23 protein-coding genes are annotated in these 24,359 nt (G+C 66.8%); 1 reads left to right on the forward strand and 22 read right to left on the reverse strand.

The features are described 5' to 3' along the window. Positions 1–5: 5 nt before the first annotated feature. From RDV64_RS14795 to RDV64_RS14830, 8 genes are all read right to left on the reverse strand, one after another. On the reverse strand, positions 6–2,099 hold the full coding sequence (locus tag RDV64_RS14795) for a hydantoinase/oxoprolinase family protein (RefSeq protein ID WP_309195687.1): 2,094 nt from the start codon (positions 2,097–2,099) through the stop codon (positions 6–8). A 68-nt stretch (positions 2,100–2,167) separates the two neighbouring features. Further along, the gene (locus RDV64_RS14800) at positions 2,168–3,274 is read right to left on the reverse strand and encodes an ABC transporter ATP-binding protein (RefSeq protein ID WP_309195688.1); all 1,107 of its coding nucleotides are present in this window, start codon (positions 3,272–3,274) and stop codon (positions 2,168–2,170) included. Positions 3,275–3,366: 92 nt separating this feature from the next. Continuing rightward, positions 3,367–4,545 (reverse strand): extracellular solute-binding protein, encoded by a 1,179-nt coding sequence (locus RDV64_RS14805; protein ID WP_309199516.1) that lies wholly within the window; start codon positions 4,543–4,545, stop codon positions 3,367–3,369. A 79-nt stretch (positions 4,546–4,624) separates the two neighbouring features. Next, positions 4,625–5,377 carry an SDR family NAD(P)-dependent oxidoreductase gene (locus RDV64_RS14810; protein ID WP_309195689.1) on the reverse strand — a complete coding sequence of 251 codons (753 nt, stop codon included), beginning with the start codon at positions 5,375–5,377 and terminating at the stop codon, positions 4,625–4,627. Beyond that, the gene (locus RDV64_RS14815; protein WP_309195690.1) at positions 5,374–6,120 is read right to left on the reverse strand and encodes an SDR family NAD(P)-dependent oxidoreductase; all 747 of its coding nucleotides are present in this window, start codon (positions 6,118–6,120) and stop codon (positions 5,374–5,376) included. Before RDV64_RS14815 ends, RDV64_RS14810 begins: the two co-directional genes overlap by 4 nt. Continuing rightward, on the reverse strand, positions 6,117–6,962 hold the full coding sequence (locus RDV64_RS14820) for an ABC transporter permease (RefSeq protein ID WP_309199517.1): 846 nt from the start codon (positions 6,960–6,962) through the stop codon (positions 6,117–6,119). Before RDV64_RS14820 ends, RDV64_RS14815 begins: the two co-directional genes overlap by 4 nt. A gap of 8 nt (positions 6,963–6,970) precedes the next feature. Continuing rightward, positions 6,971–7,870 carry an ABC transporter permease gene (locus RDV64_RS14825; RefSeq protein WP_309195691.1) on the reverse strand — a complete coding sequence of 300 codons (900 nt, stop codon included), beginning with the start codon at positions 7,868–7,870 and terminating at the stop codon, positions 6,971–6,973. Continuing rightward, positions 7,870–8,967 carry an ABC transporter ATP-binding protein gene (locus RDV64_RS14830; protein ID WP_309195692.1) on the reverse strand — a complete coding sequence of 366 codons (1,098 nt, stop codon included), beginning with the start codon at positions 8,965–8,967 and terminating at the stop codon, positions 7,870–7,872. The genes RDV64_RS14825 and RDV64_RS14830 overlap by 1 nt, the downstream gene beginning before the upstream one ends. 205 nt (positions 8,968–9,172) lie before the next feature. On the opposite strand from RDV64_RS14830, the gene RDV64_RS14835 reads away from it, so the two are divergent. Beyond that, the gene (locus RDV64_RS14835) at positions 9,173–10,198 is read left to right on the forward strand and encodes a GntR family transcriptional regulator (protein WP_309195693.1); all 1,026 of its coding nucleotides are present in this window, start codon (positions 9,173–9,175) and stop codon (positions 10,196–10,198) included. On the opposite strand, the gene RDV64_RS14840 is transcribed toward RDV64_RS14835, so the two are convergent. The 14 genes from RDV64_RS14840 to RDV64_RS14905 form a co-directional block, all read right to left on the reverse strand. Continuing rightward, positions 10,195–11,391 (reverse strand): extracellular solute-binding protein, encoded by a 1,197-nt coding sequence (locus RDV64_RS14840; RefSeq protein WP_309195694.1) that lies wholly within the window; start codon positions 11,389–11,391, stop codon positions 10,195–10,197. The two genes, RDV64_RS14835 and RDV64_RS14840, sit on opposite strands and share 4 nt — an antisense overlap. A gap of 2 nt (positions 11,392–11,393) precedes the next feature. After that, on the reverse strand, positions 11,394–12,365 hold the full coding sequence (locus RDV64_RS14845) for a biotin-dependent carboxyltransferase family protein (RefSeq protein ID WP_309195695.1): 972 nt from the start codon (positions 12,363–12,365) through the stop codon (positions 11,394–11,396). Further along, on the reverse strand, positions 12,355–13,230 hold the full coding sequence (locus RDV64_RS14850) for an allophanate hydrolase subunit 1 (protein WP_309195696.1): 876 nt from the start codon (positions 13,228–13,230) through the stop codon (positions 12,355–12,357). The genes RDV64_RS14845 and RDV64_RS14850 overlap by 11 nt, the downstream gene beginning before the upstream one ends. Before the next feature lie 25 nt (positions 13,231–13,255). Beyond that, positions 13,256–14,617, reverse strand: a complete 1,362-nt coding sequence (locus RDV64_RS14855) for an acetyl-CoA carboxylase biotin carboxylase subunit (RefSeq protein ID WP_309195697.1) — start codon at positions 14,615–14,617, stop codon at positions 13,256–13,258. 3 nt (positions 14,618–14,620) lie between these two features. Beyond that, positions 14,621–14,857: an acetyl-CoA carboxylase gene (locus RDV64_RS14860; protein WP_309195698.1), complete on the reverse strand. Its 237-nt coding sequence runs from the start codon at positions 14,855–14,857 to the stop codon at positions 14,621–14,623. Positions 14,858–14,868: 11 nt separating this feature from the next. Next, positions 14,869–15,645: a 5-oxoprolinase subunit PxpA gene (gene pxpA, locus RDV64_RS14865; RefSeq protein WP_309195699.1), complete on the reverse strand. Its 777-nt coding sequence runs from the start codon at positions 15,643–15,645 to the stop codon at positions 14,869–14,871. A 130-nt stretch (positions 15,646–15,775) separates the two neighbouring features. Further along, positions 15,776–16,540: an SDR family oxidoreductase gene (locus RDV64_RS14870; RefSeq protein WP_309195700.1), complete on the reverse strand. Its 765-nt coding sequence runs from the start codon at positions 16,538–16,540 to the stop codon at positions 15,776–15,778. Beyond that, the gene (locus RDV64_RS14875; RefSeq protein WP_309195701.1) at positions 16,537–17,451 is read right to left on the reverse strand and encodes a 2-oxo acid dehydrogenase subunit E2; all 915 of its coding nucleotides are present in this window, start codon (positions 17,449–17,451) and stop codon (positions 16,537–16,539) included. Before RDV64_RS14875 ends, RDV64_RS14870 begins: the two co-directional genes overlap by 4 nt. Continuing rightward, positions 17,451–18,905: an NAD-dependent succinate-semialdehyde dehydrogenase gene (locus tag RDV64_RS14880; protein WP_309195702.1), complete on the reverse strand. Its 1,455-nt coding sequence runs from the start codon at positions 18,903–18,905 to the stop codon at positions 17,451–17,453. Before RDV64_RS14880 ends, RDV64_RS14875 begins: the two co-directional genes overlap by 1 nt. Before the next feature lie 18 nt (positions 18,906–18,923). Continuing rightward, entirely contained in the window at positions 18,924–19,910 is a 987-nt protein-coding gene (locus tag RDV64_RS14885; RefSeq protein ID WP_309195703.1) for a biotin/lipoyl-containing protein, read from the reverse strand. Then, entirely contained in the window at positions 19,900–20,898 is a 999-nt protein-coding gene (locus RDV64_RS14890; RefSeq protein ID WP_309195704.1) for an alpha-ketoacid dehydrogenase subunit beta, read from the reverse strand. Before RDV64_RS14890 ends, RDV64_RS14885 begins: the two co-directional genes overlap by 11 nt. After that, positions 20,895–21,935 carry a thiamine pyrophosphate-dependent dehydrogenase E1 component subunit alpha gene (locus RDV64_RS14895; protein WP_309195705.1) on the reverse strand — a complete coding sequence of 347 codons (1,041 nt, stop codon included), beginning with the start codon at positions 21,933–21,935 and terminating at the stop codon, positions 20,895–20,897. Before RDV64_RS14895 ends, RDV64_RS14890 begins: the two co-directional genes overlap by 4 nt. A gap of 252 nt (positions 21,936–22,187) precedes the next feature. Then, positions 22,188–23,495 carry a Xaa-Pro peptidase family protein gene (locus RDV64_RS14900; protein WP_309195706.1) on the reverse strand — a complete coding sequence of 436 codons (1,308 nt, stop codon included), beginning with the start codon at positions 23,493–23,495 and terminating at the stop codon, positions 22,188–22,190. 41 nt (positions 23,496–23,536) lie between these two features. Then, complete coding sequence (locus tag RDV64_RS14905; protein WP_309195707.1) at positions 23,537–24,349, reverse strand: SDR family oxidoreductase; 813 nt, start codon at positions 24,347–24,349, stop codon at positions 23,537–23,539. Between the last annotated feature and the right edge of the window lie 10 nt (positions 24,350–24,359).

A 24,359-nucleotide genomic window follows, 5' to 3' on the forward strand; every position in this document is an offset into this window, starting at 1 on the left:
GTCTCCTACTGGCGCGCGACGCGCATGTCGCCGTGGGCAAGGACGGTGGCCGTGTAACCGGGCGGCACCAGGGTGGTGGAGTTGTGCTGGGTGACGATCGCGGGGCCGGTCACGCTGTCGCCGGCGAGGAGCTTGCCACGGTCGTAGCGTGGCGTATCGGTCGGTGCGCCGTCCTCGAAGATGGTTTCGCTGGTGTAAAGCAGCGCCACATCGGGGTTGGTGCTGCTGCCGGTTTCGAGCGCGGGGAGCCGCAGGGGTTCCACCGCGGCTGAGGCCACCACGCGCAGGGTGACGCCCTCTGTGATCTGATCGCGGAAGGCGTGGCCGTAGCTTTCCTTGTGAACGTCGAAGAAGGCGTCGATGACGGCCTGCTTGTTGGCCTGCGTCAGCGGTTCGGCGGGCATTTCTGCCCTGAGTTCGAAGCCCTGGCCGGCATAGCGGCACTCCATCACGCGGCTGAAGCGGCGCAGGTCGGTGGCAATGCCGTCGGCATCCAGCTGGGCATCGGCCTCGGCGGTCAGTTCATCGGCGATGACGTTGATCTGGGCCAGCGCGTCGTCGTCCGCATCGTCGAGGGTCTGGAGAACGGAGCGGGTGTATTCATACTGAAGGTCCGTCACCAGAAGGCCCATGGCGGCGGTGATGCCGGGCTGGGAGGGGGAGATCACATCCTTGGCCTGGATCATTTCCGCCAGCGCGACGGAATGGAGCGGACCTGCGCCGCCAAAGCCCATCAGCGTGAACCCGCGCGGGTCGATGCCCTTGGCAACCGAGTTGGCGTTGATGGCAAGCGCCATGTTGTTGTTGATGATCTTCAGGATGCCCAGCGCCGCCTCCGTGGTCGTCATCCCGAGCGGTTCGGCGATGTGGGTGCGGATCGCCTCTTCGGCTCTCGCCTTGTCGATGGAGAGGTCGCCGCCGAGGAAGCGCTTGGGGTCGAGCCGGCCGAGAACCACCTGCGCGTCCGTCACCGTCGGCTCGGTGCCGCCGCGGCCGTAGCAGGCGGGTCCGGGGTCGGCGCCTGCGGAGCGGGGGCCGACGCGGAAGGCGCCGCCGGCATCGATGTAGGCAATGGAGCCGCCGCCGGCGCCGATGGCGTCGATGTCGATCATCGGTGCCAGCACGGGGAGGCCGGCGACTTCAGTATCTCGCGGGTTTTTCACCCGAAGTTCGCCATCCTGAATGACCGAGATGTCGGCTGAGGTGCCGCCGATGTCGATGGTGATGACGTTGGCCGCATCCGACTGGGCGCCGGTCCACCGCCCGCCGATCACGCCGCCCGCAGGCCCCGATAGAAGGAGCCCGATGGGCTTTGCCGCGGACTGGGCAACGGTGGAGATACCGCCGTTGGACTGCATGATCCGCACCGACGCGTCGATGCCATTGTCCCGCAGGCGAGACTCCAGCCGGCGCAGGTAGAGCGCGGTCTTGGGGCCGATATAGGCGTTCATTGCGGTGGACGAGAACCGCTCATACTCGCGGATGACGTTGACCACCCCGCTGGAGGTGGAGACGAACGCGTCGGGCAGCACCTCCTCCACAATGGCCTTGGCGCGCTTTTCGTGCGTGTCGTTGAGGAAGGAGAACAGGAAGCCGATGATGACCGCGTCGATGCCGCGCTTATTGAAGAGCGCCGCCGCCTCGCGCACCTCGTCCTCTGCGAGCGCCACTTCGATCTCGCCGGTCGGCGGCTTCAGACGTTCGGTGATCGGCAGGCGGTTGCGGCGCTTGACCAGCGGTGCGGACTGCCACGGCACGTCGAACTGGAGCGAGAAATTGTGCGGCCGCTTGTGGCGCGCCATGTGCAGGATGTCGCGGAAGCCGCGGGTGGTCAGCATCCCCACCTCGGCGCCCTTGCGCTCGATCACCATGTTGGTGGCAACCGTCGTGCCGTGGAACAGGACGTCGATGTCGCCAGGGGCAACACCGGCCAGCTCGCAGACCTTGAGGACGCCGTTGCAGACGCCTTCGGACTGGTCGTGCGGGGTGGATGGCACCTTGGTCACCACCACCGCATTGCCGCCCTGGTCCGCGGCGCGGGTGCGCTCCAGCACGATGTCGGTGAAGGTGCCGCCGACGTCCACGCCTACTCGGATCATGAGGGTCTTCCTTTTCCTGTGACTGCGCCTTCTGCTGGCGGGCTTTTCTTGTGGGATGTTGAGTGGCGTCAGGTTCCGGGGACGACGGTGGCGCGTTCGCGCCGCCACTTGAGGTCAACACGGGTGCCGGGCGCGATATCGCGGCCCTCGATCCTTGTGCGGTAGCTCTCGATGCGCACCTCCAGCGCGTCATCGAGGCGGACGGTGACGTAGACCACCTGGCCCACCGCATCGAGCGCCGTCACCTCTCCGCTGACGGCATCGAACTCATCGCCGTGTGCGCTGGAGCCCTGCGGCGTGATGTCGACATATTCGGACGGGATCACGATGGCCGCGGGCGAGCCGGGTGCGGCGCTGGCGGCGTTGAAGCCCGGCACGCCGGAAAGGGGGCCGAACCGTGTGGAGACCACCGCCTTGGCCGCCGAAAAATCGACAAGCGTGCCGTCGATGATGGTGTTGCGGCCGATGAACCGGGCGACGAAATGGGATTGCGGCCGTGTGTAAAGTTCAAACGGCGCGGAGATCTGCTCCACCCGGCCCTGGTTCATCACCACCACCCGGTCGCCCATCGAAAGCGCCTCGGACTGGGCGTGGGTGACGAAGACGAACGTGATGCCAAGGTTGCGCTGGAGAAGCTTCAGTTCCTCCTGGATCGATTTGCGCAGGTTCGCGTCCAGCGCGCCGAGCGGCTCGTCGAGGAGGAGGATATCGGGTTCGGTCACCAGGCCGCGGGCGAGCGCCACGCGCTGCTTCTGGCCGCCGGAGAGGTTGCGCTCGCTCTGGTGGGCGACGTTGCCAAGCTCCAGCGTGTCGATCATGGCATCCACCTTCGCCTTGACTTCGGGCGCGGGCTTGCCGGCAACCTCAAGCCCGAACGCGATGTTCTGGCGAACGCTCATGTGCGGAAACAGCGCGTAGTTCTGGAAAATGGTGGCCGTGGGGCGCTTTTCGGCCGGGACCTTGGTGAAGTTGCGGCCGCGGATCAGAAGATCGCCGGCACTGATGTCCTCAAGGCCGGCGATCATCCGCAGTGACGTGGTCTTGCCGCAGCCGGACGGGCCGACGAACGAGATGAACTCGCCTCGCTCGACGCGCAGGTCGAAGCCCTCCACCGCAACGGTCCCGCCCGGATAGACCTTGCGCAGCTTCACCAGTTCGAGGTCGGGTTCGCTCATGGACGGTCTTTCGCTTCTGGCTTGTTGAGGCTCCGCGGGGGGCGGACCGGAGGCAGGGCGCGCGCGGCACCCTGCCGGGCCGTGGGCCGTGATCAGGCGCTGAGGAACTCGTCCCAGCGCATGATGAGGCGGTCGTACTCGTCCGGCCACTGGTGCCAGTAGCTGACCTTGGACGCGCGCTCCTCGAGGCTGCCGCCGTCGCGCAGGTCGCCTTCGCTGATGCCGCGCTCCGGCGGGCCCTGCCACGGCTTGCCCTCGTACCAGAAGGCGTATTTCTCCGGCGCCATCACGTCCTTGATGTTGGTGGTGGGCGAGTAGTAGCCCTGCTCGGAGACGATGATGGCCGGCGGGCCGGACAGCCAGTAGTCGGCGTAGGCGCGCACTGCCTCGGCGTTGGGCGAGTTGCCGATCTGGCTGATGCCGATGGCCCAGGCGCGGTAGCCTTCCTTGGGCACCGCGTAGGAGCAGGGGATGCCCTGCGCCTTCACCGCCATCACGGCGGGCTGCCACGCGTCGGCAAGGATCATCTCGCCGGAGGCAAGAAGGTTCACCAGCTCGCCGAAATCGCCCCAGAGCGCGCGGAACTGGCCGGCTTTCTTCTTGGCAATGAGGAACTTGGCGGCTTCGTCGATCGCTTCGGCATCCGGGTTGCCGGGGTTCGGCACATCGAGAAGGCCAAGCGAGTTCATCGCAAGGATCGCCTGCCCGAACGCGATCAGCGGGTCGACGTTGAGGCCGGTCTTGCCCTTGAACTTCTCGTCGAACAGCGCGGTCCAGGTGTTGGCTTCCTCGGCCTCCACCAGGTCGGGCCGGTAGCCGATGGAATCGAAGTTGAAGACGGTGGGCACCATCCAGAGCTGCGTCTTGGCTTCATCCGCCCAGATCTGACCGGAAATCTGCGCCTGCGGGGCAATGGCGGGGTCGGGGGTGGTGAAGATGGGGCGGATGTTCGCCCAGTTCTTCAGCGATGCGGCCGGAATGGAATCGATCGTGTTGGTGATCGTCATCGCCGGCAGCCGCTCGCCGATGATCTCCCAGCAGTCGTAGGCGCTGGACCCCGACAGAAGCTCGGTCTGCGTGTTGGGGAAGATGTCGGCCTTGCCGGACACGGACCCGACGCCGGAGGCTTCCTTGAAGTCGTTGAGGATCCGCTCCTGCACGGTGACGGACAGGCCGACGGTGCGCAGCTCTTCGCTGGCAAGGTCCTGCGCAAAGCCCATGCCGGGGCGCAGGAAGGCGGCGGACCCGGCCAGCGCACTGGCGCCGCGCATGAAGCCGCGGCGGGACGGGTGAAGGAAGTTTCGCATGCAGTCAGTCTCCCTTGGTGTTCGTTAAGCGGTGTCGGGTGGATCAGTAGCGGCCGACGAGGAGCCCCCCGTCGACGGTCAGCACCTGTCCGGTGAGGTAGCGGGCGCTGGGTGAGGCGAGGAAGGTGATGACGTCGGCAATGTCTTCAGGCTCGCCGACGCGGCCCATGGGGATGAAGTCGGCAGCCTTCTCAAGGCCTTCGGGGCCCAGCGAATGCTGCTCGGACAGTGCCTGCGCGGTGCGGATGTAGCCGGGCGCAATGCCGTTGACGCGCACACCCTTGCGCGCCAGCTCCACCGCCAGTCCGCGCACGAAGCCGACAACGCCGGACTTGGCGGCCGAGTAGGCCACATGCTCGTCCCACCCGTAGGCGACGCCCATGATGGAGGAGAGGCACACCACCGCGCCGCCGCCATTTTCAACCATGGCCGGCACCGCAGGGCGCACGAGGCGCAGCATTCCCTTCAGGTCTACCTCGAAGGTATGGTCCCACTTTGCGTCCGTCAGCTCCGCCAGCGGGACCTTGTGGGCAATGCCGGCGTTGAGGACCAGAATGTCGATGGCGCCGTGGGCGGCCTCGACGGCAGCCACCACCGCGGCGGCGTTGTCGGTGGAGGTGACGTCGAGCGCATGGAACTCGGCTGTGCCGCCTTCGGCTTCGATCTCGGCGGCGACGGCCTTGCCTTCGGCGTCGAGCACGTCGGTGACGATGACGCGGTCGCCGGCTTGCGCAAATGCCTTGGCGGTGGCGCGGCCGATGCCGATTCCGGCGCCTGTGATGAGAACCGTTCTCACAGCATCACATCTCCCGAATTGGGGCCGAGCGTCTGGCCCACGTAGATCCTGGCGTCGTCGCTGGCGAGGAAGGCGACGGTGGCGGCAACGTCTTCAGGTTCGCCAAAGCGTTTCAGCGGCAGCTCAGCGGCCTTCGCGTCGCGCCACTCCTGCGAGATGGCGCGCACAAGGTCGGTGTTGATCGGGCCGGGCGCGACGGCGTTGACCCGCACGCCGCGCGCCGAGACCTCCCGTGCAAACGACTTGGTGAGGCCGATGATGCCGGCCTTGGCGGCTGAATAGTGGGCAAGCTCGGTCCCGCCGATCTGCCCCAGCTGGCTTGCAATGTTGACGATGACGCCGGAGCCTGCCGCCAGCATCGGTCCGATGGCACGCCGGCAGCCGAGGAAGCAGCCCCTGAGGTGCACCGCGATCATCCGGTCGAAGGCGGCGGCATCCATTGTTTCCAGCGGCACCTGGGTGACGATGCCGGCATTGTTCACCGCCAGCGTGACCGGGCCGTATGCGGCCTCCGCCGCCGCGTACATTGCGGCAACGTCCGCCTCGCTGGACACGTCGCCGGGTGCCGCTGTCGCGCGGCCGCCCTCGTTTGCAATTGAAGCGGCGGTCGCCTCTGCACTCGCCGGGTCGAGGTCGTTCACCGTCACGCTGGCGCCTTCGGCGGCAAGGCGGATCGCGATGGCGCGGCCGATCCCTGCGCCGGCGCCGGTCACAAGGGCGCGGTGGTGGGCAAGGCGGCTCACGCAATGTCCTCCTGCACGCCGGTCACGCGCCGCGCCTTGCGCACGGAGGCCGCCATCAGGATGCCGTAGACGGAAAGGAGCGCGAACGAGAACAGGGTTGTCAGCACCCCGAATGCAAAGAGGTTGGGGTGAATCTCCACCGCGAAGGTGCCGTAGATGGCAATGGGCATCGTCACATCCGAGCCGCCCGTGAAGAGGGTGCGCGGAAACTCATCGTAGGAGAGGGTGAAGGCGAACAGCATGGCCGACAGGACGCCCGGAAAGATCATCGGAAACGTGATCTTGCGGAAGGTGCGGCCGGGCGGGACGCCGAGCGCCCAGGCCGCTTCCTCCACCGCCGGGTCGAAGCGGTTGAAGATCGCCAGCATGACGAGGAACGCGAACGGGTAGGTGTAGACCACGTGGAGCAAGAAGGCGGTGCCCCACCAGGTCGGCTGGATGCCGACCTCGCGGGCAACCAGCGCCATGCCGAGGCCGAGGAGCACGCCCGGCACCATCATCCCCAGCACCACCAGGTAGAACACCACGCCGGAGCCGCGGAAGCGCCGCCGGAACGCGCTCGCCGTCAGCGTGCCGAGGACGGTGGAAACGAGCATGGTGGCAAAGGCGAGGGTGAGCGAGCGCAGCAGCGCCTCGCCGATGGGCAGCGGCGCAACCCGGCTCGGCGGTGCGAACCCGAGAACGTGCTCGTACCAGTATGTGGACCACTCGATGATCGGAAATTGCGGCCCGCCTTCCGGCCCCGACTGGAACGAGATGATCCCCATCACGATGAACGGCGCATAGAGGAAGACGAGGAAGAGGGCGGTGTAGCTCCCCAGAACCCCGCGCAGGATCGGCATCTGGTGCATCAGATTTCCCTCCGGAGATCGACGACGCGCAGGAGCGCGGTGATGACCACCGCCATCACGGCCGTCAGCACGACACCGATGACCGCGGCAAATGCCCATTTCAGCGAGCCGACCTGCGTGACGATGATGTTGCCGAGGAGATTCACCTTGCGCCCCGAAAGCGCCGACGCGGTGGCAAACTCGCCAAGCACCATCACCGAGACGAAAATTGCGCCAACGACGACACCGGGCAGCGACAAGGGGAAGATGATCTTTCGGAAAATCGTCCACGACGAGGCGCCAAGGTCGCGCGCGGCCTCGATCAGGCTGCCGTCGATCCGCGCCAGCATGAACGCGATGGGGCCGACCATGAAGACGACGTAGATCTGCGTCATGCCGATGACGACGGACAGCTCGGTGAAGAGCAGCGCGTCGATGGGTTCGGAAATGAGGCCGAGATTTTCGAGCACGATGTTGACCGCGCCTTCGCGCCCCAGCATCGGCCGCCACGCCAGAACGCGGATCAGGAACGAGGTCCAGAACGGGATGACGCAGGCCACCAGCAGGATCGTCTGCGTGGTCTTGTTGCGGACGAACTGGCCGATGAAGAGCGCCGTGGGGTAGCCGATCACGAAGGTGACCACGAGAACGGTGAGCCAGATCCGGAGCGTGCGCAGGAGTGCGCCGACATAGGTGTCGGAGGCAAAGAAGGCCTGCCAGGAGGCGAGCGTCAGATCGGACGAGATGGCGAACGTGGTCTGCGTCCAGAACGAGACGTAGACCATCATTGCGAGCGGGACGACGAGGAACAGGACCATCCACACGATGCCGGGCGCCAGCAGCAGGAGATGGTGATTGCGCTTCCAGAATTTTTCGCGGGGCGTGGTGACGCTGCCCGTTTCGGCCACGGACGGACCCATCAGGCGGCACCGCGCATGGCGGTCGGGGTGATGAGATCGCCCGCAGCGTCGAAGGCCAGCGCGTCGTTCGCGCTCCAGTGCAGGGTCAGCGGTTCGCCGGTGGTGTAGTTTTCGGGGTACGCGCGCGACAGGTGGCGTTCGACCTCGAAGATCCGTCCGTCCGGTCCCTTGATCATGTAGATCACGCGGGAGCCCATGAATTCGCTTGCGATGAAGGTGCCCTCCAGGCTCGCCGCGCCGCCCGGCGTGCCCTCGCGAGAGATCGAGGCCATGTCGTAGCGCACGGCGTAGTAGGCGGCTTCGGCAATGCCCGGCGGCAACGGCAACGTCCGGCCGGCGACGTGAAATGTCCCGCGCTCGGTATGGCCTTCGAGCACGTTGTAGGCGTTGAGGAAGCGCGCGACGCGGGTGGTTGCGGGCCGCGCGAAGATGTTGTCCGGCGCGTCCACCATGATGGTGCGGCCATTGTCGAGCACGATCATCCGGTCGCCCATGGCAAGGGCTTCCGCCTCGTTGCCGGTGACGTGCACGAACGTCACGCCGAGGGACGCGCGGATGCGGCGAAGCTCGACGGTCATCCGTTCGCGAAGGTTCGCGTCGAGCGCGCCGAGCGGCTCGTCGAGCAGGATGATCCGCGGCTCGGTGATGAGGGTGCGGGCCAGCGAGACGCGCTGCTTCTGGCCGCCGGAGATGGCGTTGGTCATCCGCTCGCCGAGCCCTTCGAGGCCGACGAGCCCCAGCATCCGCGTGACGCGGCGGTCGACCTCGCCGGCGTCGGTGACGGGGTCGTCCTCACGAAAGCGCAGGCCGAAAGCGATGTTGTCCCGCACGTTCATGTGCGCAAAGAGCGCGTAATTCTGCTGGACGATGCCAAGGCCGCGGCGGTGTGCGGGCTCTGCCGTGATGTCCCGCCCGTCGATGAGGATGCGGCCGGCATCCGGCCGTTCAAGCCCCGCGATCAGGCGCAGGAGGGTAGATTTGCCGGAGCCGGAAGGACCAAGCAGCGTGAGGTATTCGTCGTCTGCCACGGTGAGCGACAGGTCGGTGAGCGCGGCGTTATCGCCGTAGCGCTTGGTGAGACCTGCAAGCTCCATCATGGTCTACGTATCCTGGCCCGGTATTACTTGACGGCTCAAGGATTGCTCATTGTGCGCAAGAGTCAAATACAAAAAATCGCAATGACGCTAGAATGCGCTAATTGACTGCGATATGAGCGTGGATGCGCGTAAATTGAGTGCTTAAAGTTCGCACTTCGTGCGCACAGTACGTTTTGCGTAAGGGAAAGTTGGAGATGGCAGCGGCGTGAACCCCACCGAACGCCTCGAGCGGGACCCGAACGGTGCCGAGTTCGCCAATCGGCCGGAGCCGCGCTACGTCGCCATTGCAAGCCAGATCGAGGCTGCGCTGGCGTCCGGAAGCCTGCCGCCCGGCACGGTGCTGACCGAAGAGGCCATCGCCCGTCTGGTCGGCACCAGCCGCACCCCGGTGCGCACCGCACTTGCCGACCTTGCAAGCCGGCAGCTTCTCACCCGCTTCGAGGGGCGGGGGTATGTTGTGGCAGGCGGCGGCGAGCCGCGCCGGGTTCCCCTCACGCCGCAGATGCTGGCGCTGGATGCGGCCGAACCGCAAGCGCGCCGGGCTGCAACCGCCGAGCGGATCGCCACCGATTTCGAGGCGGTGGTGGCCCATGCGCTGCCCTTCGGCCAGTTTCGCATCCACGAGCAGGCGGCGGCCAACCACTACGGTGTCAGCCGCACCGTCGTGCGCGAACTCCTGTCACGGCTGCAGGACCGGGGCCTGATCCGCAAGGATTGCCGCTCGCACTGGGTGGTCGGCCCGCTCACCGCGCGGGACGTGCAGGACTATTTCCGGATCCGCGAGCAGCTGGAGGCGCTGGCGCTGCTGGAGGCTGCGCCGCACATTCCACCGCCGATGATTGCCGCCATGCTGGCCGATACGGAGGATGCCCTTGCGCAAGGGCCGGCGCTGGCGCCATCGCGCCTTGCCGCGCTGGAGACGGGAATGCACATCACGCTTCTGTCCCACGCCCCCAATGCGCACCTCATGCGGATGATCCACCAGACGCAGATTGCGCTGGTTGTGAACCGCGTCTTTGCCGACGCGGTGGGCGGGCGTCCTTTTCTGGTCTCGCTGCGAGAACACGCGATCGTGCTGGAATTTCTCGCCCGCGGCTCCAGCGGCGCGGCGGCCAATGCGCTGCGCGAGCATCTCGTCCTCTCCGCCCAGCGGACGCGGCGCCGGCTGATGGCGTTCTCGCTGTTCAGCCCGCCCGACCTGCCGGACTGGCTCCGCCGCGTTCCAGGTTAGGTGTGTGGGGTCGCCAGCGCGTCGTCCCATCGGCGGACAAGGTAGTTGTGCTCCGTCATGACCGTATCCCACACCACAATCTGGGACATGCGTTCGGCGTAACTGCCACCGCCGCGCACGTCTCCGGCGCCATAGACAGCGCGGCCCAGCGGATCGCGGATTGTTTCGGCAGCCGGCTCTCCCCCGTACCAGAAGTCCCATTCGGCGGCCGACAAATGGCGCCGCACCGCGGCGGGGGCCGCCATGTAGGCGCCGTTGCGGGCGAGGATCGCGCCGGCACGCCCCTCGAGCCACCAGTTGAGATAATCGTAGGCGGCGTCGCGCGCGTAGCCGGTGGCGAGCGTTGAGAGGGCGAGGCCGCCAAACCAGCCGCGGCAGCCTTCCGCCGGCATCACCATGCGCACCGGCACCCCTTCGGCGCGAAGCCGGATCACCCCGGACCACCACAGCGTCCCCATCGTCGGCGCGCCGCGGCCCATTGCTGCGATGGCCTCCGCCTCGTCGGTCCACACCCGCAGAAACTGGCCCGCGGACAGGGCCGCAGAGAGCCGCGCCACAAGCGTGTCGATCTCGTCCACCGAAAGGTCGAACGGGTTGGCGGGCGCAAACCCTTCCGCCGCCTGCATCGCCAGCGCAAACTCGACGGCACCGATCGCAGGGTCCGAGTGGAGGACGATACTGCCTGCATGGGCCGGGTCGAGAAACGCGCCCCAGCTGGTGGCGTCCATGTCGCCGACAACGGCAAACCCGTCGGCATTGTGGACGGTGGGCAGCATCGAGATGGCGTCCGTGGGCGTGGCCCCCAGCGTTGCGTCGAGCTGGACGAACAGGTTGCGCGACGGGTCGCTGTAGGCCGCGCGCTGTGCCTCGCCGCCGGTGCGGGACAGGGCGTTGGCATCGCCCCAGCGGGGGACCCGCGAAAGCGCGATGGGCTGGAGGGAGCCTGTCGGCCACACAAGGTCGAGGTCGTGGAACCACTGATCGTAAACATCGAAGGTGGCCGGGGCGAGGCCGCCCCGGCGCTGCGCTGCCGTCCCGTCCAGCGTGATGAACTCCAGCGCGAGGCCGAGGTCCTCTTCCGCCGCCTGCTTCACCGGCTCGATCTGCGTGACCGATGTGCCGAGGACGCGCAGCGGTTCGCGGGGGCGCGCCACCCACGGTGCCTTCAGCGGCATCGGGGTGAGCGCGTCCATGCTCAGGCGGTCTCGGCGCGGATCTGGTCGACCAGGGTGGCCCGTTCGTGCCGGGCGGCGAGGGCGGCGGGCATGTCCACCTCCTCGAAGTTCACTTTGACGTTGGGCTGGAGCTGGCCGATCAGGTCCATGTCGGCGGAGATGATCGTGCCGATCATGAAATAGCCGCCGCCGGACACCGCATCGCGGTGGAGGACGATGGGCTCGGTGCCCCCCGGCACCTGAATGGAGCCGTAGGGATAGCACCCGTCGACAATGTTGGACGGGTCCGACCCCGCGCCGAAGGGCGGATCGCGCGGCACGAACTCCAGCGGCCGACCGCCCTTGAAGCGGTAGCCCATCCGGTCTGCCTCCGCCGCCACCATCCACGTGTCGGCAAAGAAGTTCGCCTGGCTCTCCTCGGTGATCCGGTGCCAGTAGAGCCCCGGCAGAACGCGCAGGCGTGCCGGTGCGCCCGGTCGGCGCCGGAGTGTGGCGGACACCGACCGTCCTTCGGCAGCGCCGGCACTGTCGCCGAGCGGCAGCACGTCGCCCGCAGCAACGGCGCGGCCGTCCACCCCGCCAAGCGCGCCGATGGCATAGGTGGAGCGAGAGCCGAGCTGCGGCGGGGTGGCGATACCGCCGGAAACCGCAATGTAGATCCGCGCGCCGTCCTTCAGGTAGCCGAAGGAGAGGACCTGTCCGGCTTTGACCGCCAGCGCGGTCCAGCCCGGTTTCTCCTCGCCGTCGATCATCACGGGCATTTCGGCGCCGGTGACCGCCACCGTCGCGTCGCGGCCGAAGACGATCTGCGGGCCGATGAAGACCGCTTCCAGCGCAGCGGCGCCTTCGTCATTGCCGACAAGGCGGTTGGCGGCAATCAGCGCCAGCCGGTCCATGGCGCCGCCAATGGGAATGCCGAGGTGGAAATAGCCCGGACGGCCAAGGTCCTGGATAGTGGTCAGAAGGCCGGGTTTGACGATCTCAAGCGTCATTGAGGGCCTCCATCAGCCGTTTGTTGGTGCCGTCGATATCCGCGTTGAAGGCGGCAAGGTCGAATTCCACCTCGGCGATCTTCGGCGACCATGTGCCTGCCTTCACGGCGGCCTCGATCCGGTCGTGCTCGGCCCGGTCGATCGGGTTCCACTTCACGATATCGCCGGGCCGGAAGAAGACCATGAAGTCCTTCATGTAGCTGATGGTCTGCGTCGGATCGAAGATCGGCATCGGCGTGATGCCGAACATCTGGTAACCGCCGGCGCCGCGCACCGAGTAGACGCAGCCGAAGCAGCCGCCATAGCCGACCGTCAGCTTGGGCGTGTCGGTGCGCGGGCGCAGATATTTCGGCACCTGCAGCTGCCGCTCGCGGTCGACGAGCTGGTAGAGGAAGGGCAGGCCCGACACGAACCCCACCATGGACACGAACCACGGGTTGGAATGGTGCGCCTCGATGAAGGCCTCGACGCTGTCGAACCCGTTGATCCGCGCGGCATAGTCGAGGTCGGTGCCGTCCGGGTCCTGATGGCGCTCGCGAAAGCGCATGAGGGTCTCGTGGGTCCACGGGTCGCGGTAGTAGACCGGCACCTCGACGATCCGGGTGGTGATCCGCTTGGGCGCATCCGCGGCGCGGCTTTCCAGCGCCTTGAGCTCGGCCATCATCGCCTCGGGGGCAATCACGTCGGGGTCGAACTTGACCTGGAAGCTGGCGTTGGCGGGGCAGATCTCGGTCACGCCGGCGATCTTCTTTTCGGCAATCGCGCCGGTGATCGAGAGCGCCTTGAAGAAGGCGTCGAGGCTCATCTCGTGGTCGACCTCGACGAAGATGTGCTCGTCTCCCCCAAAGGAGTATCGGGTTTCCATGCGTCCTCCGTCCAAAGGGTTCGGCTCAGGCGCCGAGGGGATTGTTCGCGAGCCAGTCTTCCAGAAAGCGTGTGTGTACCGTGTCCGCGATCACGGCAGGATCGTCGGCCAGTGCGGCGTGAAGGGGGAGTGTGGTCTTGAGCCCTTCGAGCGTCATTGCCGCGATTGCCGTGCGCAGCGCTGCCAGCGCGGCAGGCCGGTCCGCACCGTGGACGATCAGCTTGCCGAGGAGACTGTCGTAGAAGGGGGGGATCGCGTAGCCCTCGTACAGCATCGTGTCGAAGCGGACATTTTCGGGCACGGTCATCGCACCGCAAACGCCGGGGAAGGGCATGAAGTTCTTCGCCGGGTCTTCGGCGTTGATACGCACCTCGATGGCATGGCCGGTCCGCGTGACATCCTCCTGGCGCAGCGAAAGCGATGCGCCGAAGGCAACGCGGATCATCTCGGCCACAAGGTCGATGCCGGTGATCGCCTCGCTGACGGGATGCTCCACCTGAATGCGGGTGTTCATCTCCAGAAAGTAGAATTCGCGCCGCTCGTCATCGAAGAGATATTCCAGTGTGCCTGCGCCGCGGTAGTTCACGCGCTCGGCAAGCCGGACGGAGGCTGCGCAGATTTCGGCACGCTCCGCTTCGGTGAGGCATGCGGCGGGCGCTTCCTCCCACACCTTCTGGCGGCGGCGCTGGAGCGAGCATTCGCGCTCGAAGGCGTGGATGGCGCGGGTGCCGTCGCCCAGGATCTGCACCTCAACATGGCGGGCGCGCTCGACCAGCCGCTCGATGTAGACGCCGCCATCGCCGAAGGCGGCACGCGCCTCTGCCTCGGCCTGCGGGATCTGCTTTTCCAGCGCCTCGGCGTTCTCCACCACGCGGATGCCGCGGCCACCGCCGCCGGCCGCCGCCTTGATCATTAGCGGATAGCCGATTTCCGCCGCAACGGCGCGGGCGGCCTCCAGCCCTTCGAGCCGTCCCTCCGAGCCCGGCGTGATCGGCACGCCCGCAGCCTTTGCGGCGGCGCGGGCGGCCACCTTGTCGCCCATGGTGGCGATGGTCTCGGCGCGCGGGCCGACGAACACCATGCCAGCCGCCTCAACCGCTTCGGCAAAGCGCGGGTTCTCCGCCAGAAAGCCGTAGCCCGGATGAACCGCATCGGCCCCGGCATCCCTGGCGGCAGCAACCACGCGCGCAATGTCGAGATAGGACTTGGCGGCCTGCGGCGGGCCGACATTGGCAGACGCATCGGCAAGGCGGACGGCCAGCATGTCGGTGTCCGCGTCGGAACAGGCCTGGACGGTCCGCAGCCCGAGTGCCCTTGCAGCGCGCACGATGCGCACCGCAATCTCGCCGCGGTTGGCGACGAACAGGGTCTTGCCGGAGAGGTCCAAGCGTCAGTCCATCTCGGCGAGGGTGGCGCCTGCCGTCACCGGATCTTCGTTTTCCACCTTGAAACGCACGTTGGTGCCGCTCTCTTCGGCCGTCACCTCGTGAAAGCTCTTCATCACCTCCACGAGGCCGATGACGGCGCCGGCTTCCACCGCGGCCCCGTCTTCGACGAAGACGGGCTCGTCCGGCGAAGGGCGACGGTAGAAGGTGCCGGGAAGCGGCGAACGGATCTCTTTGGCCATGAAGTCCCCTGTCAGGCGGCGGCAGCGAGATGGGCGGGCGGCGCGATGGTGATCCCGGCGCCGGTCAGCCCCTCGCGGACCGCCTTGCCGATGGCGAGCGCGCCCGGCGTATCGGAATGGAAGCAGATGGATTCAAAATTGACGTCGATGGTGCCGCCGTCGACCGTCGCCGTCTTGCCCTCGGTGCAGGCGCGCACGCACTTGTCGGCCACTTCGGCGGGGTCGAGCACGCGCATCTTGCGGGCAAAGACGATGTTGCCGGTCCTGTCGTAGTCCCGGTCGGCATAAAATTCACGCACGACCGGCTGGCCTGCGGCGGTGGCCGCGTTGAACGCTTCAAAACCCTGAAGGCAGTAGAGGAACGCGTCCGGCGCCGTCTTGCGGAGGGCATCCACCAGGGCGCGCGCCAGTTCGGCATCCTTGCCGACCGTCATGAACAGCGCGCCGTGGGGTTTTACGTGCTGGATCGCAATGCCGTGACGGCGACCGAACTCGCGCAGCGCACCCAGCTGATAGATGATGTCGTTGACCAGCTCGTCCGACGTTGCCGCAATGGCGCGGCGGCCAAAGCCCTGCCGGTCGGCATAGCCCGGATGGGCGCCGAGGCCGACGCCGTGCTCGGCGCAAAGCGCGGCCACGGCATTCATGATGTTGGGGTCGCCGGCGTGGTATCCGGTGGCGACATTGGCCGACGAGACGATCTCCATCAGCGCGTCGTCTGTCGCATCGCCGTAGCGCCAGTGGCCGAAGCCTTCGCCCATGTCGCAGTTGAGATCCACCGTGCGCATCACAGCCGCAGTCTCCTGTCGCGTTCGCAAATAAACGACACCGTTCAGGATTGAACGTCAAGCGCTCCATTGCGGCGCCGGGCCGGGACCCGCGTGCCTGAAGAAGGGCGGCGGTTGCACGGGGCCCACCTCAGCGCGCGAGCCATCCGCCATCGACGACAAGTGTGTGCCCGGTGACGTAGGACGCAGCGGGCGAGGCGAGGAACACGGCCGCGCCTGCAATCTCTTCAGGCTCGGCGAAGCGGCCGGCCGGAATGCGTTCGAGGAGCTGGCGCGTGCGCTCGGGGTCTTCCCGCAGCGCCTTTGTGTTCGCGGTGATGGTGTATCCGGGTGCGATCGCGTTCACCGTGACCCCTTTGCGCGCCCACTCGTTGGCAAGCGCCTTGGTGAGGCCCGTCACCGCATGTTTTGCCGTTGCATAACCCGGCACGCGCAAACCGCCCTGGAAAGAGAGAACGGACGCGACATTGACGATCCGCCCCGTCTCGCGCGCGCACATCCCCCGGCCGACGGCCTGGGAGAGATACCAGACCGAATCGAGATTGGTGGCGATCACCGCCCGCCAGTCGGCCTCGGCATGGTCGATGGCATCGCCGCGGCGGATGATGCCGGCATTGTTGACCAGAATATCGATGGACCCGAACGTGGCGGCCACCTCGTCCGCAAACCGCTCCGCACCGCTGGCGTCCAGCGCGCCCATGTCGGCGGAAAACGCCATCCCGCGCTGCCCGGCCGCCTCGATGGCCCTGATGGTGTCATCACCCGGCGAGACGTGGACGGTGATCGCAACGTCGGCGCCAGCGTCGGCGAGTGCAGTGGCGATGGCAGCGCCAATGCCGGTAGCGCCGCCCGTCACCAGCGCGCGTTTGCCCTTCAGTGAAAACGGGATCGTCACAATGCGGCCTCCTGCACCAGCAGCCGGCGCGGTTCGGCAATCAGCGTGGCAAAGCGCGACAGGAAGCGCGCAGCGTCCGCACCGTTCACCACGCGGTGGTCGTAGGAAAGGTCGAGCGGGACCATGGGCACCGGCTGCCATGCCGCATTGTCCCACACGGGGACGGTCTCGGTTCGCGTGATGCCGAGGATCGCGACCTCCGGCGGATTCACGATGGGTGTGAACCCGCATCCGCCAATGGCGCCAAGATTGGATATAGACATTGATGCACCGCCCATTTCGTCGGGCCTCAGCTTGCGCGCCTGCGCGCGTTTGGCAAGGTCGCCGATCTCGCGCGCGATCTCGAACAGCCCCTTGCGGTCCGCATTGCGGATGACCGGGACCATCAGCCCGGCAGGCGTATCGACCGCAATGCCGATGTGGACATAGTCCTTGAGCACCAGAGTTTCGCCGCCCGGTTTCAGCGAGGCGTTGAACCGCGGAAACTCGATCAGGCACCGCGCAAGCGCTGCCACATGGAAGGCGAGCGCGGTGAGGCGCACGCCCCGTTGTTCGGCTTCGCTGCGATAAGCGGCACGGAGGCTCTCGACGGCGCGCATGTCGGCCCGGTCGTGGTGGGTGACCTGCGGGATCATCGCGCTGGCGGCGGAAAGGTTGGCGGCCGCGGCGCGGAACACCTTGGCCACCGGCTCTTCGCGCACCGGGCCGAACGCAGCGTGATCGACGTCCCAGTAGCGCTCCGGGCTGGCGCTGGCTGGCGCAGCAGCGTTCTGGCGCGGCGTCCCGGAAAGGAAGGCGTCGACATCTTCGCGGCCGATGAGCGACCGCCCGGTGGCGCGGGCCAGCGCGTCGAGGTCGACACTGTTGTTGGCCGCGTAGGTGCGGGTGCTGGGGCTTGCCGTATAATTCATCACCACGCCGCCGAGATGTACTGGGCTTCCATGAACTCGTGCATTCCCTCGTGCCCGCCCTCGCGCCCGAGGCCGGACTGTTTGGTGCCGCCGAAGGGCGCTGCCGGATCCGACACGAGGCCCCGGTTGAGGCCCACCATGCCGTAGTCCAGCCGCTCGCAGACCTGCAGGCCGCGCTTGAAATTCTCGGTGAACACGTAGGCGACGAGGCCGTATTCGGTCTCGTTGGCCCGGCGGATCACGTCTTCGGTGTCCGTGAACGACTGGATCATCGCGACCGGGCCGAAGATCTCGTCGCTCACGCAGTCGGCGGTGAGAGGGACGCCGGAGATCACCGTGGGCGGATAGAAGAAGCCCGGTCCGTCCGGCGCCTCGCCGCCAAGGTGCAAGGTGGCGCCCTTGCTGAGCGCATCGCGCACGAAGTGAGCCACCTTGTCTCGCGTGTCCGCATTCACCAGCGGGCCGACATCGACCCCTTCGTCCAGGCCATTGCCCATCCGGAGGCGGCCCATGGCGGCGGTGAACTTCTCCACGAACGCGTCGTGGATGGTTTCGTGGACATAAAAGCGGTTGGCGGCGGTGCAGGCCTCGCCAAGGTTGCGCATCTTGGCGAGCATCGCGCCTTCGACCGCCACGTCGAGGTCGGCATCGTCGAACACGATGAGCGGCGCGTTGCCGCCCAGCTCCATTGCGGGCTTGAGCACCTGATCGGCGGCAGCCTTCAGGAGGATGCGGCCCACGCCGGTGGACCCGGTGAAGCTGACCACGCGCACCCGCGGGTCGTGCATCAGATGGTCGACGATCGGCCCCGTCCGCCGCGACGGCAGCACGTTGACCACGCCGTCCGGCACGCCGGCTTCCCTCAGAAGGGGCATGAGGGCGAGCATTGTCAGCGGCGTCTCGCTGGCGGGCTTGATGATGACGGGGCAGCCGGCGGCCAGCGCCGGCGCGATCTTGCGGGTGCCCATGGCGGCCGGGTAGTTCCACGGCGTGACGAGGACGGCGATGCCGGCTGGCTTGTGCTGAACGATAATCCGCGCACCGGACGCAGGCGCGCGCCCGATCAGCCCGTCGGCACGCACCGCTTCTTCGGCAAACCAGCGGAAGAATTCCGCCGCGTAGGTGGCCTCGCCCATGGCATCGGCCCGCGCCTTGCCGTTTTCCAGGGTGATGAGGCGGGCAAATTCCTCCTTGCGCGCGTCCATCAGCTCCCATGCGCGGCACAGGATTTCAGAGCGCTGGCGCGGCGTGCGGCTGGCCCAGTCCGCAAAGGCGGCGCCGGCGGCATCCAGCGCCGCGCCGGCATCTTCGATCGTTGCCGAGGCGACGGAGGCAAGCGCGGTCTCGTCTGCGGGGTTGATGATCTCGAAGCGGGCACCGTCCGACGCCGGCCGGAATGCGCCGTCGATGAAGAGGTCGGTTTCGAAATGATCGGTTTGCACGGCTTTTTGCATTTTTGTTTTCGCCTTTCGTCAAAGGAGCTGGCGCATCGGGTCTTCGATCCGCTCGGCAAAGCCGGCGATGAAATCGAGCGCGGTGACTTCGCCCATGCGGTCGGGGTCGGCATCGAGGCGGATGGTGAGAGCGTTGCCGGCTCTCGTCAGCGTCAGTGTGGGGATGCCGGTGGCGCTTGCCGGTGCCTTCGTCACGCGCGTTGCGGTGAGGTTGCGCAGGATGAAAGCCGGCGCGGTGCCGTCTGCCGAGGAGCGCGCAAAGTCCGGATCGGTGAGCGTTTGCACCTTCGGCCCCTCGCGCAGCTCCACCGTGACGGGCGCTGCGGAGATCGACTGGCGGAGCGCGCCGGCGGCAAAGGCGGCGAGTGTGCGGCTCATGTCTGCGCCAAGGTCTGCCACCAGCGCATCAAGCTGCGCGGGATCGGCCGCCGCCTCCACGACAATTCCCGCCACGGTGGCCGGATATTGTTGCGCTGACGGCGCAGCATTTGCGGGGAGTGCGGCAAGGGTTTCGAGGTCGGCTGCATGGTAGGGCTGCGGATGGCCGGCGGCGACGAGGCGCGCCAGATCTAGGCCGCGCTCGGCTGCCAGCCGCCGCGCCCTGGGCGACGCGAGAATGCGACCGTCCTTCGGGCATGCCGACGGTTTGGCCGGGCCCGCCGGTGCCGGGTCGGACGGGCGGCTGTCCGCAACAGGCGCAGCGCCATTTGCAGGTTTGGCCTCCGGTTTCGCTTCGGCCATTGCCAGGGCCACCGGATTCTCTGGCGGCTCGGCGGAGAGGATTGCAACCGTCCGGCCGACCGGCACGTCCTCGCCAACGGCGGCGTAGGTGGCGCCGAGCCAGCCGTCGCGGTCTGCCTCCACCTCCATTGCGGCCTTGTCGGTTTCCACCTCGAAAAGGACCTCACCGGCGGCAACGGCATCGCCCGGCGCCTTGCACCAGGCAAGCAGCTTGCCGGTGTCCTGCGCCATGCCCAGCGCCGGCATGATCACGTCATGCGGCATGGAGAAGCTCCCCGCGGCAGATTTTTCGCGCGCCCTCTGCGACCGCTTCGGGCGTCGGCACCGTCAGGTCCTCGAGCGCGGGCGAAAACGGGATCGGCACATCCATGGCGCCGAAGCGGAGCACCGGCGCGTCGAGGTGGTAGAACGCCTTTTCGGTGATGCGCGCGGCAATTTCGGCGGTGACGCCGAAGGCGCGGTGGCCCTCGTCGACCACGATGGCGCGGGAGGTCTTCTTCGCGCTGTCGATGATGGTCGCCTCGTCGAGCGGGACGATGGTTCTGGGGTCGATCACTTCGGCCGAAATGCCGTCCTTTTCGAGGAGCGACGCCGCCTTCAGGCACACCTGAACCATCGACGACGTGCCGATGAGCGTCACGTCGCGCCCCTGCCTGAGGATGTTCGCCTGGCCGAAGGGGATGAGATATTCCTCCTCCGGCACCGGCGCCTTGTCCTGGTACATCAGCTTGTCCTCGAAGATCACGACGGGGTTGTCGTCCCGGATCGCGGTCTTGAGGAGGCCCTTCGCTTCATAGGCGGAGGAGGGGAGCGCCACCTTCAGCCCCGGAATGTGCGCCACCAGCGCGTGGAGCGACTGCGAGTGCTGGGCGGCCGACCGGCGGGTGGCGCCAAGGTTGGTTCTGAGGACGAGCGGCACCGTCAGCTTGCCGCCGGACATGTAGTGGGTTTTGGCCGCCTGATTGCAGAGCTGATCCATGACGAGATAGAGAAAGTCGCCGAACATCAGGTCCACCAGCGGGCGCGAGCCGGTCATTGCGGCGCCCACGGCCATCCCCATGAAGCCGGGCTCGGCAATCGGCGTGTCGATGATCCGCTCCTTGCCGAACTCGTCGACAAGGCCCGCCAGCACCTTGAACGGCGTGCCGGCCTCCGCAACATCCTCGCCGATGACGAAGACGGTCGGATCGCGCCGCATCTCCTCGCGGATCGCCTCGTTGACGGCCTGGCTCAGCGTGATTTCGCGGGTCATCGGATGGCTCCGTCAAGGTAGGGCAGGGCATGGGCGACGCCTGCGAAGACGTGCGCGTCCACTTCCGACACATCCGGGTAGGCCGCGTTCAGTGCGTATTCGACGGCAGCTTCCGCGTCGGCCTTGATCTCGTCATTGAGGGAGACCAGTTCATCGGCGCCGACGATGCCTTCGCGCTCCAGCCACTTGCCGAAATTGGTGATGGGATCGCGGACCTTTTTCCACTCCGCCTCCTCGTCCTTGGCGCGGTAGTAGTCGCGGTTGATGTCGCCCACGTGGTGGCCGTGATAGCGGTAGGTCTTCAGCTCGATGAAGAAGGGGCCTTCGCCCTTGCGTGCCCTTGCCACCAGCTCGCGCGTGAGCTCGTTGACGGCCAGCACGTCCTGCCCGTCGACGGTGTGGCTTTCGATGCCGAACGCTTCGGCGCGGGCGGTGATGGAGCCTGCCGCAATCTCGTCGGTGCGGGTATATTCGGAGTAGCCGTTGTTCTCGCAGGCGTAGATGACGGGGAGCTGCCAGAGGGCGGCCATGTTCATGACCTCGTACCAGAGGCCCTGGGCGGTCGCCCCGTCGCCGAAGAAGCAGACGGTGACGTGGCCGGTCTTCTGCATCTTGTGGGTGAGCGCAGCGCCCGTCGCGATCCCCATCGAGCCGCCGACGATGGCGTTGGCGCCAAGGTTGCCGTTGGACTGGTCGGCAATGTGCATCGACCCGCCCTTGCCCCGGCAATAGCCTTCCGCCTTGCCCAGAAGCTCGCAGAACATCTCTCGGAATTCGGCGCCCTTGGCGACGCAGTGGCCGTGCCCGCGGTGGGTGGAGGTGATGTTGTCCTCGGGCGTCAGCGCCTCGCAGATGCCGACCGCGACGGCCTCCTGGCCGGAATACATGTGCGTGAGGCCGGGCATCTTGGCGGAGAGGTAGAGCTGGTTGGCGCAGTCCTCGAAGGCGCGGATGCGGACCATCTGGCGGTACATGGTGAGATAGTCCTCGGCGTTGTGAGCCGGGTCGGCGGATGCGCTCGCGTCAATATCGGTCATGGTTTCCCTCCCGGGGACGGACGGCGCGCTGCGCCGGCATTGTTTTTCTAGAAGGTGAGGGGCGTTCCTCCCCTCACGCACCCCTCCCGTTCGCCACGTGGCAGGGGTTCAGGGGGCTTCCGGTGCTCACGCTTCGCGCTGCGCTCCGGGTCCTCCTGATCCCCTATGCGAGGCTTGGTCGGGATCGGGCCGCTTCAAGGGACGCTTCGCTCTTCGCCCTTGACCCGGCCCAATCCCGACGGCCGTGCCGGGTCAGTAGCGGTTGGCGATGGGAAGATCCTGCGCGGGGAAGAGGCTGATGACCTCGCAGCCGGTGTCGGTGACGACGACCTCCTCCTCGATGCGGGCGGCCGAGTAGCCGTCACTGGCGGGGCAGTAGGTTTCGAGCGCGAACACCATGCCGGTCTGGATCTCCATGGGGTTTTCCAGGCTGACGGCGCGGGAGATGATCGGGCGCTCGTGCAGCGCAAGGCCGAGGCCGTGGCCGAACTGCAGGCCGAAGGCGGAGAGTTCGTCGGGAAAGCCGAATTCTTCTGCGGCGGGCCAGAGCTTGGCCACCTGGTCGGTGGTGACGCCGGGCTTGATGGCGGCGATGGAGGCGTCGATCCACTCGCGCGCCTTGACGTAGGCGTCGTTCTGGGACGGCGTCGACATGCCGATGTTGAAGGTGCGGTAGTAGCAGGTGCGGTAGCCCTGGTAGGCCTGCAGGATATCGAAGAAGGCCTGGTCGCCGGGGCGGAAATAACGGTCGGTGAAATTGTGCGGGTGCGGGTTGCAGCGTTCGCCGGAGATGGCGTTGATCGCCTCCACGTCGTCCGAGCCCATCTCGTAAAGCATTTTGTTGCTGAGGGCGACGATGTCGTTCTCGCGGACGCCGGGTTTCAGCTCCTCGTAGATCATGTGGTAGACGCCATCGACCATGGAGGCGGCCTGGGTGAGAAGCTGGATTTCGTCCCAGTTCTTGATCTCGCGCGCGGACAGCATGATCTGCTGGCCGTCGACGACGTTGATGCCGGCCTCCTTGAGGGCGTGGAACATCGCCGTCTCGGCATAGTCGACGCCGACGGGCATGCCCTTCATGCCGGCGTCTTCGATGAGGCCGGCGATTTCTTCGGCATAGCGCTTCATCAGGCCGAACGACGGGGGAATGGTGCCGCGCATGCCGACGACGCCGGCGCGGCAGTGGTCCGGCACCAGCCAGTCGGAGAATTTCTTGTGGTGGACGGCGGCGGAGCCGAAATCCCACACGTAAGGGGCCTCGTCGCCGGTCAGGAGGCAGAAGCGGCACATCTTGTCCCGCTCCCACTCGCCGATCTTGGTGCCGGAGACGTAGCGGATGTTGTTGACGTCGAACAGAAGAAGCGTTGCGCAGTCGGAGGCTTTCAGCGCGTCAACCGTGCGGGCGAGGCGGTAGCGGCGCAGGCGGTCGTGGTCGACGCGGCGCTCGAAATCCACCGAGGTGTGGCCCCAGGCGGGGAGGCGGCCTTCCCAGCGCCAGCCGGGTTCGCGGTCGACGGGCGTCAGGATGTTGGGCGTGAGGGCGGGGTTGTGAAGGTTCATGGCGGGTTCCTTGGGCTTTTATATTTGGGTGGGTGCGCCGGTTACTGGATGCACCAGCCGCCATCGATGTGAATCATCTGTCCGGTCATGTAGTCGCTGTCCGGGCTTGCGAGATAGGCTGCGGTTCCAACGATGTCGTTGGGGTAGGACACGCGCTTGATCTGGAGGGCATCGCGGACGATGTCGTCGTAGGCCTGCCCCTCGCGCTCCTTGAAGCCGATGTCGACGAGGTCCTTGTCGAGTTGTTCCCACAGCGGTGTGACGACCACGCCCGGCGCATAGCCGTTGACGGTGATCCCGTGTTCGGCCAGCGCGATGGCCCCGCAGTGGGTGAGCGCCAGGCAGCCATACTTGGACGTGCAGTAGACGGTGACGTCGACCAGTGGCTTGCGCGATGCGATGGAGCCCACGTTGATGAGCTTGTAGGGATAATCGCGCTTGCCCTGTGCGATCATCTGCCTGGCAGTCTCCTGCATGCCCAGCCACATCGCCTTGGTGTTCACGTTCATGATGAGGTCCCAGTTGTCCTCGTCGATGTCCATGAAGAAGCGCGGCTTGTTGAGGCCGGCATTGAAGACGGCGACGTTGATTTCCCCGAACGCCTCCACGGTGGCAGCGACGGCGGCGGCGTTGTCCTCGCGCTTCGTCACGTCCATCCGCACCGCGACCGCCTTGCCGTTGCCGCGCTCGTTGATGCGCTCGGCCACGCCTTGGGCTTCCTCGAGGTTGAGGTCGCCGAGGGTGACGTTGGCGCCCTGCTCGGCAAAATTTTCGGCGTTGGCGGAGCCCATCCCGCGGGCTGCGCCGGTGATGAGGATGTTCTTGCCCTTAAGGCGTGTGGGGTTGATGTCCATTGTTGTTCTC

The organism is Acuticoccus sp. MNP-M23, from assembly GCF_031195445.1.
Lineage (GTDB): Bacteria > Pseudomonadota > Alphaproteobacteria > Rhizobiales > Amorphaceae > Acuticoccus.

Coding starts and splice junctions, on each gene's coding strand:
- RDV64_RS14820 (WP_309199517.1), bottom strand. CDS start 6,962: ATGCCGATCCTGCGCGGGGTTCTGGGGAGCTACACCGCCCTCTTCCTC.
- RDV64_RS14885 (WP_309195703.1), bottom strand. CDS start 19,910: ATGCCGCATGACGTGATCATGCCGGCGCTGGGCATGGCGCAGGACACC.
- RDV64_RS14800 (WP_309195688.1), bottom strand. CDS start 3,274: ATGAGCGAACCCGACCTCGAACTGGTGAAGCTGCGCAAGGTCTATCCG.
- RDV64_RS14860 (WP_309195698.1), bottom strand. CDS start 14,857: ATGGCCAAAGAGATCCGTTCGCCGCTTCCCGGCACCTTCTACCGTCGC.
- RDV64_RS14850 (WP_309195696.1), bottom strand. CDS start 13,230: ATGGAAACCCGATACTCCTTTGGGGGAGACGAGCACATCTTCGTCGAG.
- RDV64_RS14840 (WP_309195694.1), bottom strand. CDS start 11,391: ATGGACGCGCTCACCCCGATGCCGCTGAAGGCACCGTGGGTGGCGCGC.
- RDV64_RS14880 (WP_309195702.1), bottom strand. CDS start 18,905: ATGCAAAAAGCCGTGCAAACCGATCATTTCGAAACCGACCTCTTCATC.
- RDV64_RS14900 (WP_309195706.1), bottom strand. CDS start 23,495: ATGAACCTTCACAACCCCGCCCTCACGCCCAACATCCTGACGCCCGTC.
- RDV64_RS14895 (WP_309195705.1), bottom strand. CDS start 21,935: ATGACCGATATTGACGCGAGCGCATCCGCCGACCCGGCTCACAACGCC.
- RDV64_RS14805 (WP_309199516.1), bottom strand. CDS start 4,545: ATGCGCGGCGCCAGTGCGCTGGCCGGGTCCGCCGCCTTCCTGCGCCCC.
- RDV64_RS14890 (WP_309195704.1), bottom strand. CDS start 20,898: ATGACCCGCGAAATCACGCTGAGCCAGGCCGTCAACGAGGCGATCCGC.
- pxpA (WP_309195699.1), bottom strand. CDS start 15,645: ATGCGCACGGTGGATCTCAACTGCGACATGGGCGAAGGCTTCGGCCAC.
- RDV64_RS14830 (WP_309195692.1), bottom strand. CDS start 8,967: ATGATGGAGCTTGCAGGTCTCACCAAGCGCTACGGCGATAACGCCGCG.
- RDV64_RS14795 (WP_309195687.1), bottom strand. CDS start 2,099: ATGATCCGAGTAGGCGTGGACGTCGGCGGCACCTTCACCGACATCGTG.
- RDV64_RS14825 (WP_309195691.1), bottom strand. CDS start 7,870: ATGGGTCCGTCCGTGGCCGAAACGGGCAGCGTCACCACGCCCCGCGAA.
- RDV64_RS14875 (WP_309195701.1), bottom strand. CDS start 17,451: ATGAATTATACGGCAAGCCCCAGCACCCGCACCTACGCGGCCAACAAC.
- RDV64_RS14845 (WP_309195695.1), bottom strand. CDS start 12,365: ATGACGCTTGAGATCGTCAAACCCGGCCTTCTGACCACTATCCAGGAC.
- RDV64_RS14905 (WP_309195707.1), bottom strand. CDS start 24,349: ATGGACATCAACCCCACACGCCTTAAGGGCAAGAACATCCTCATCACC.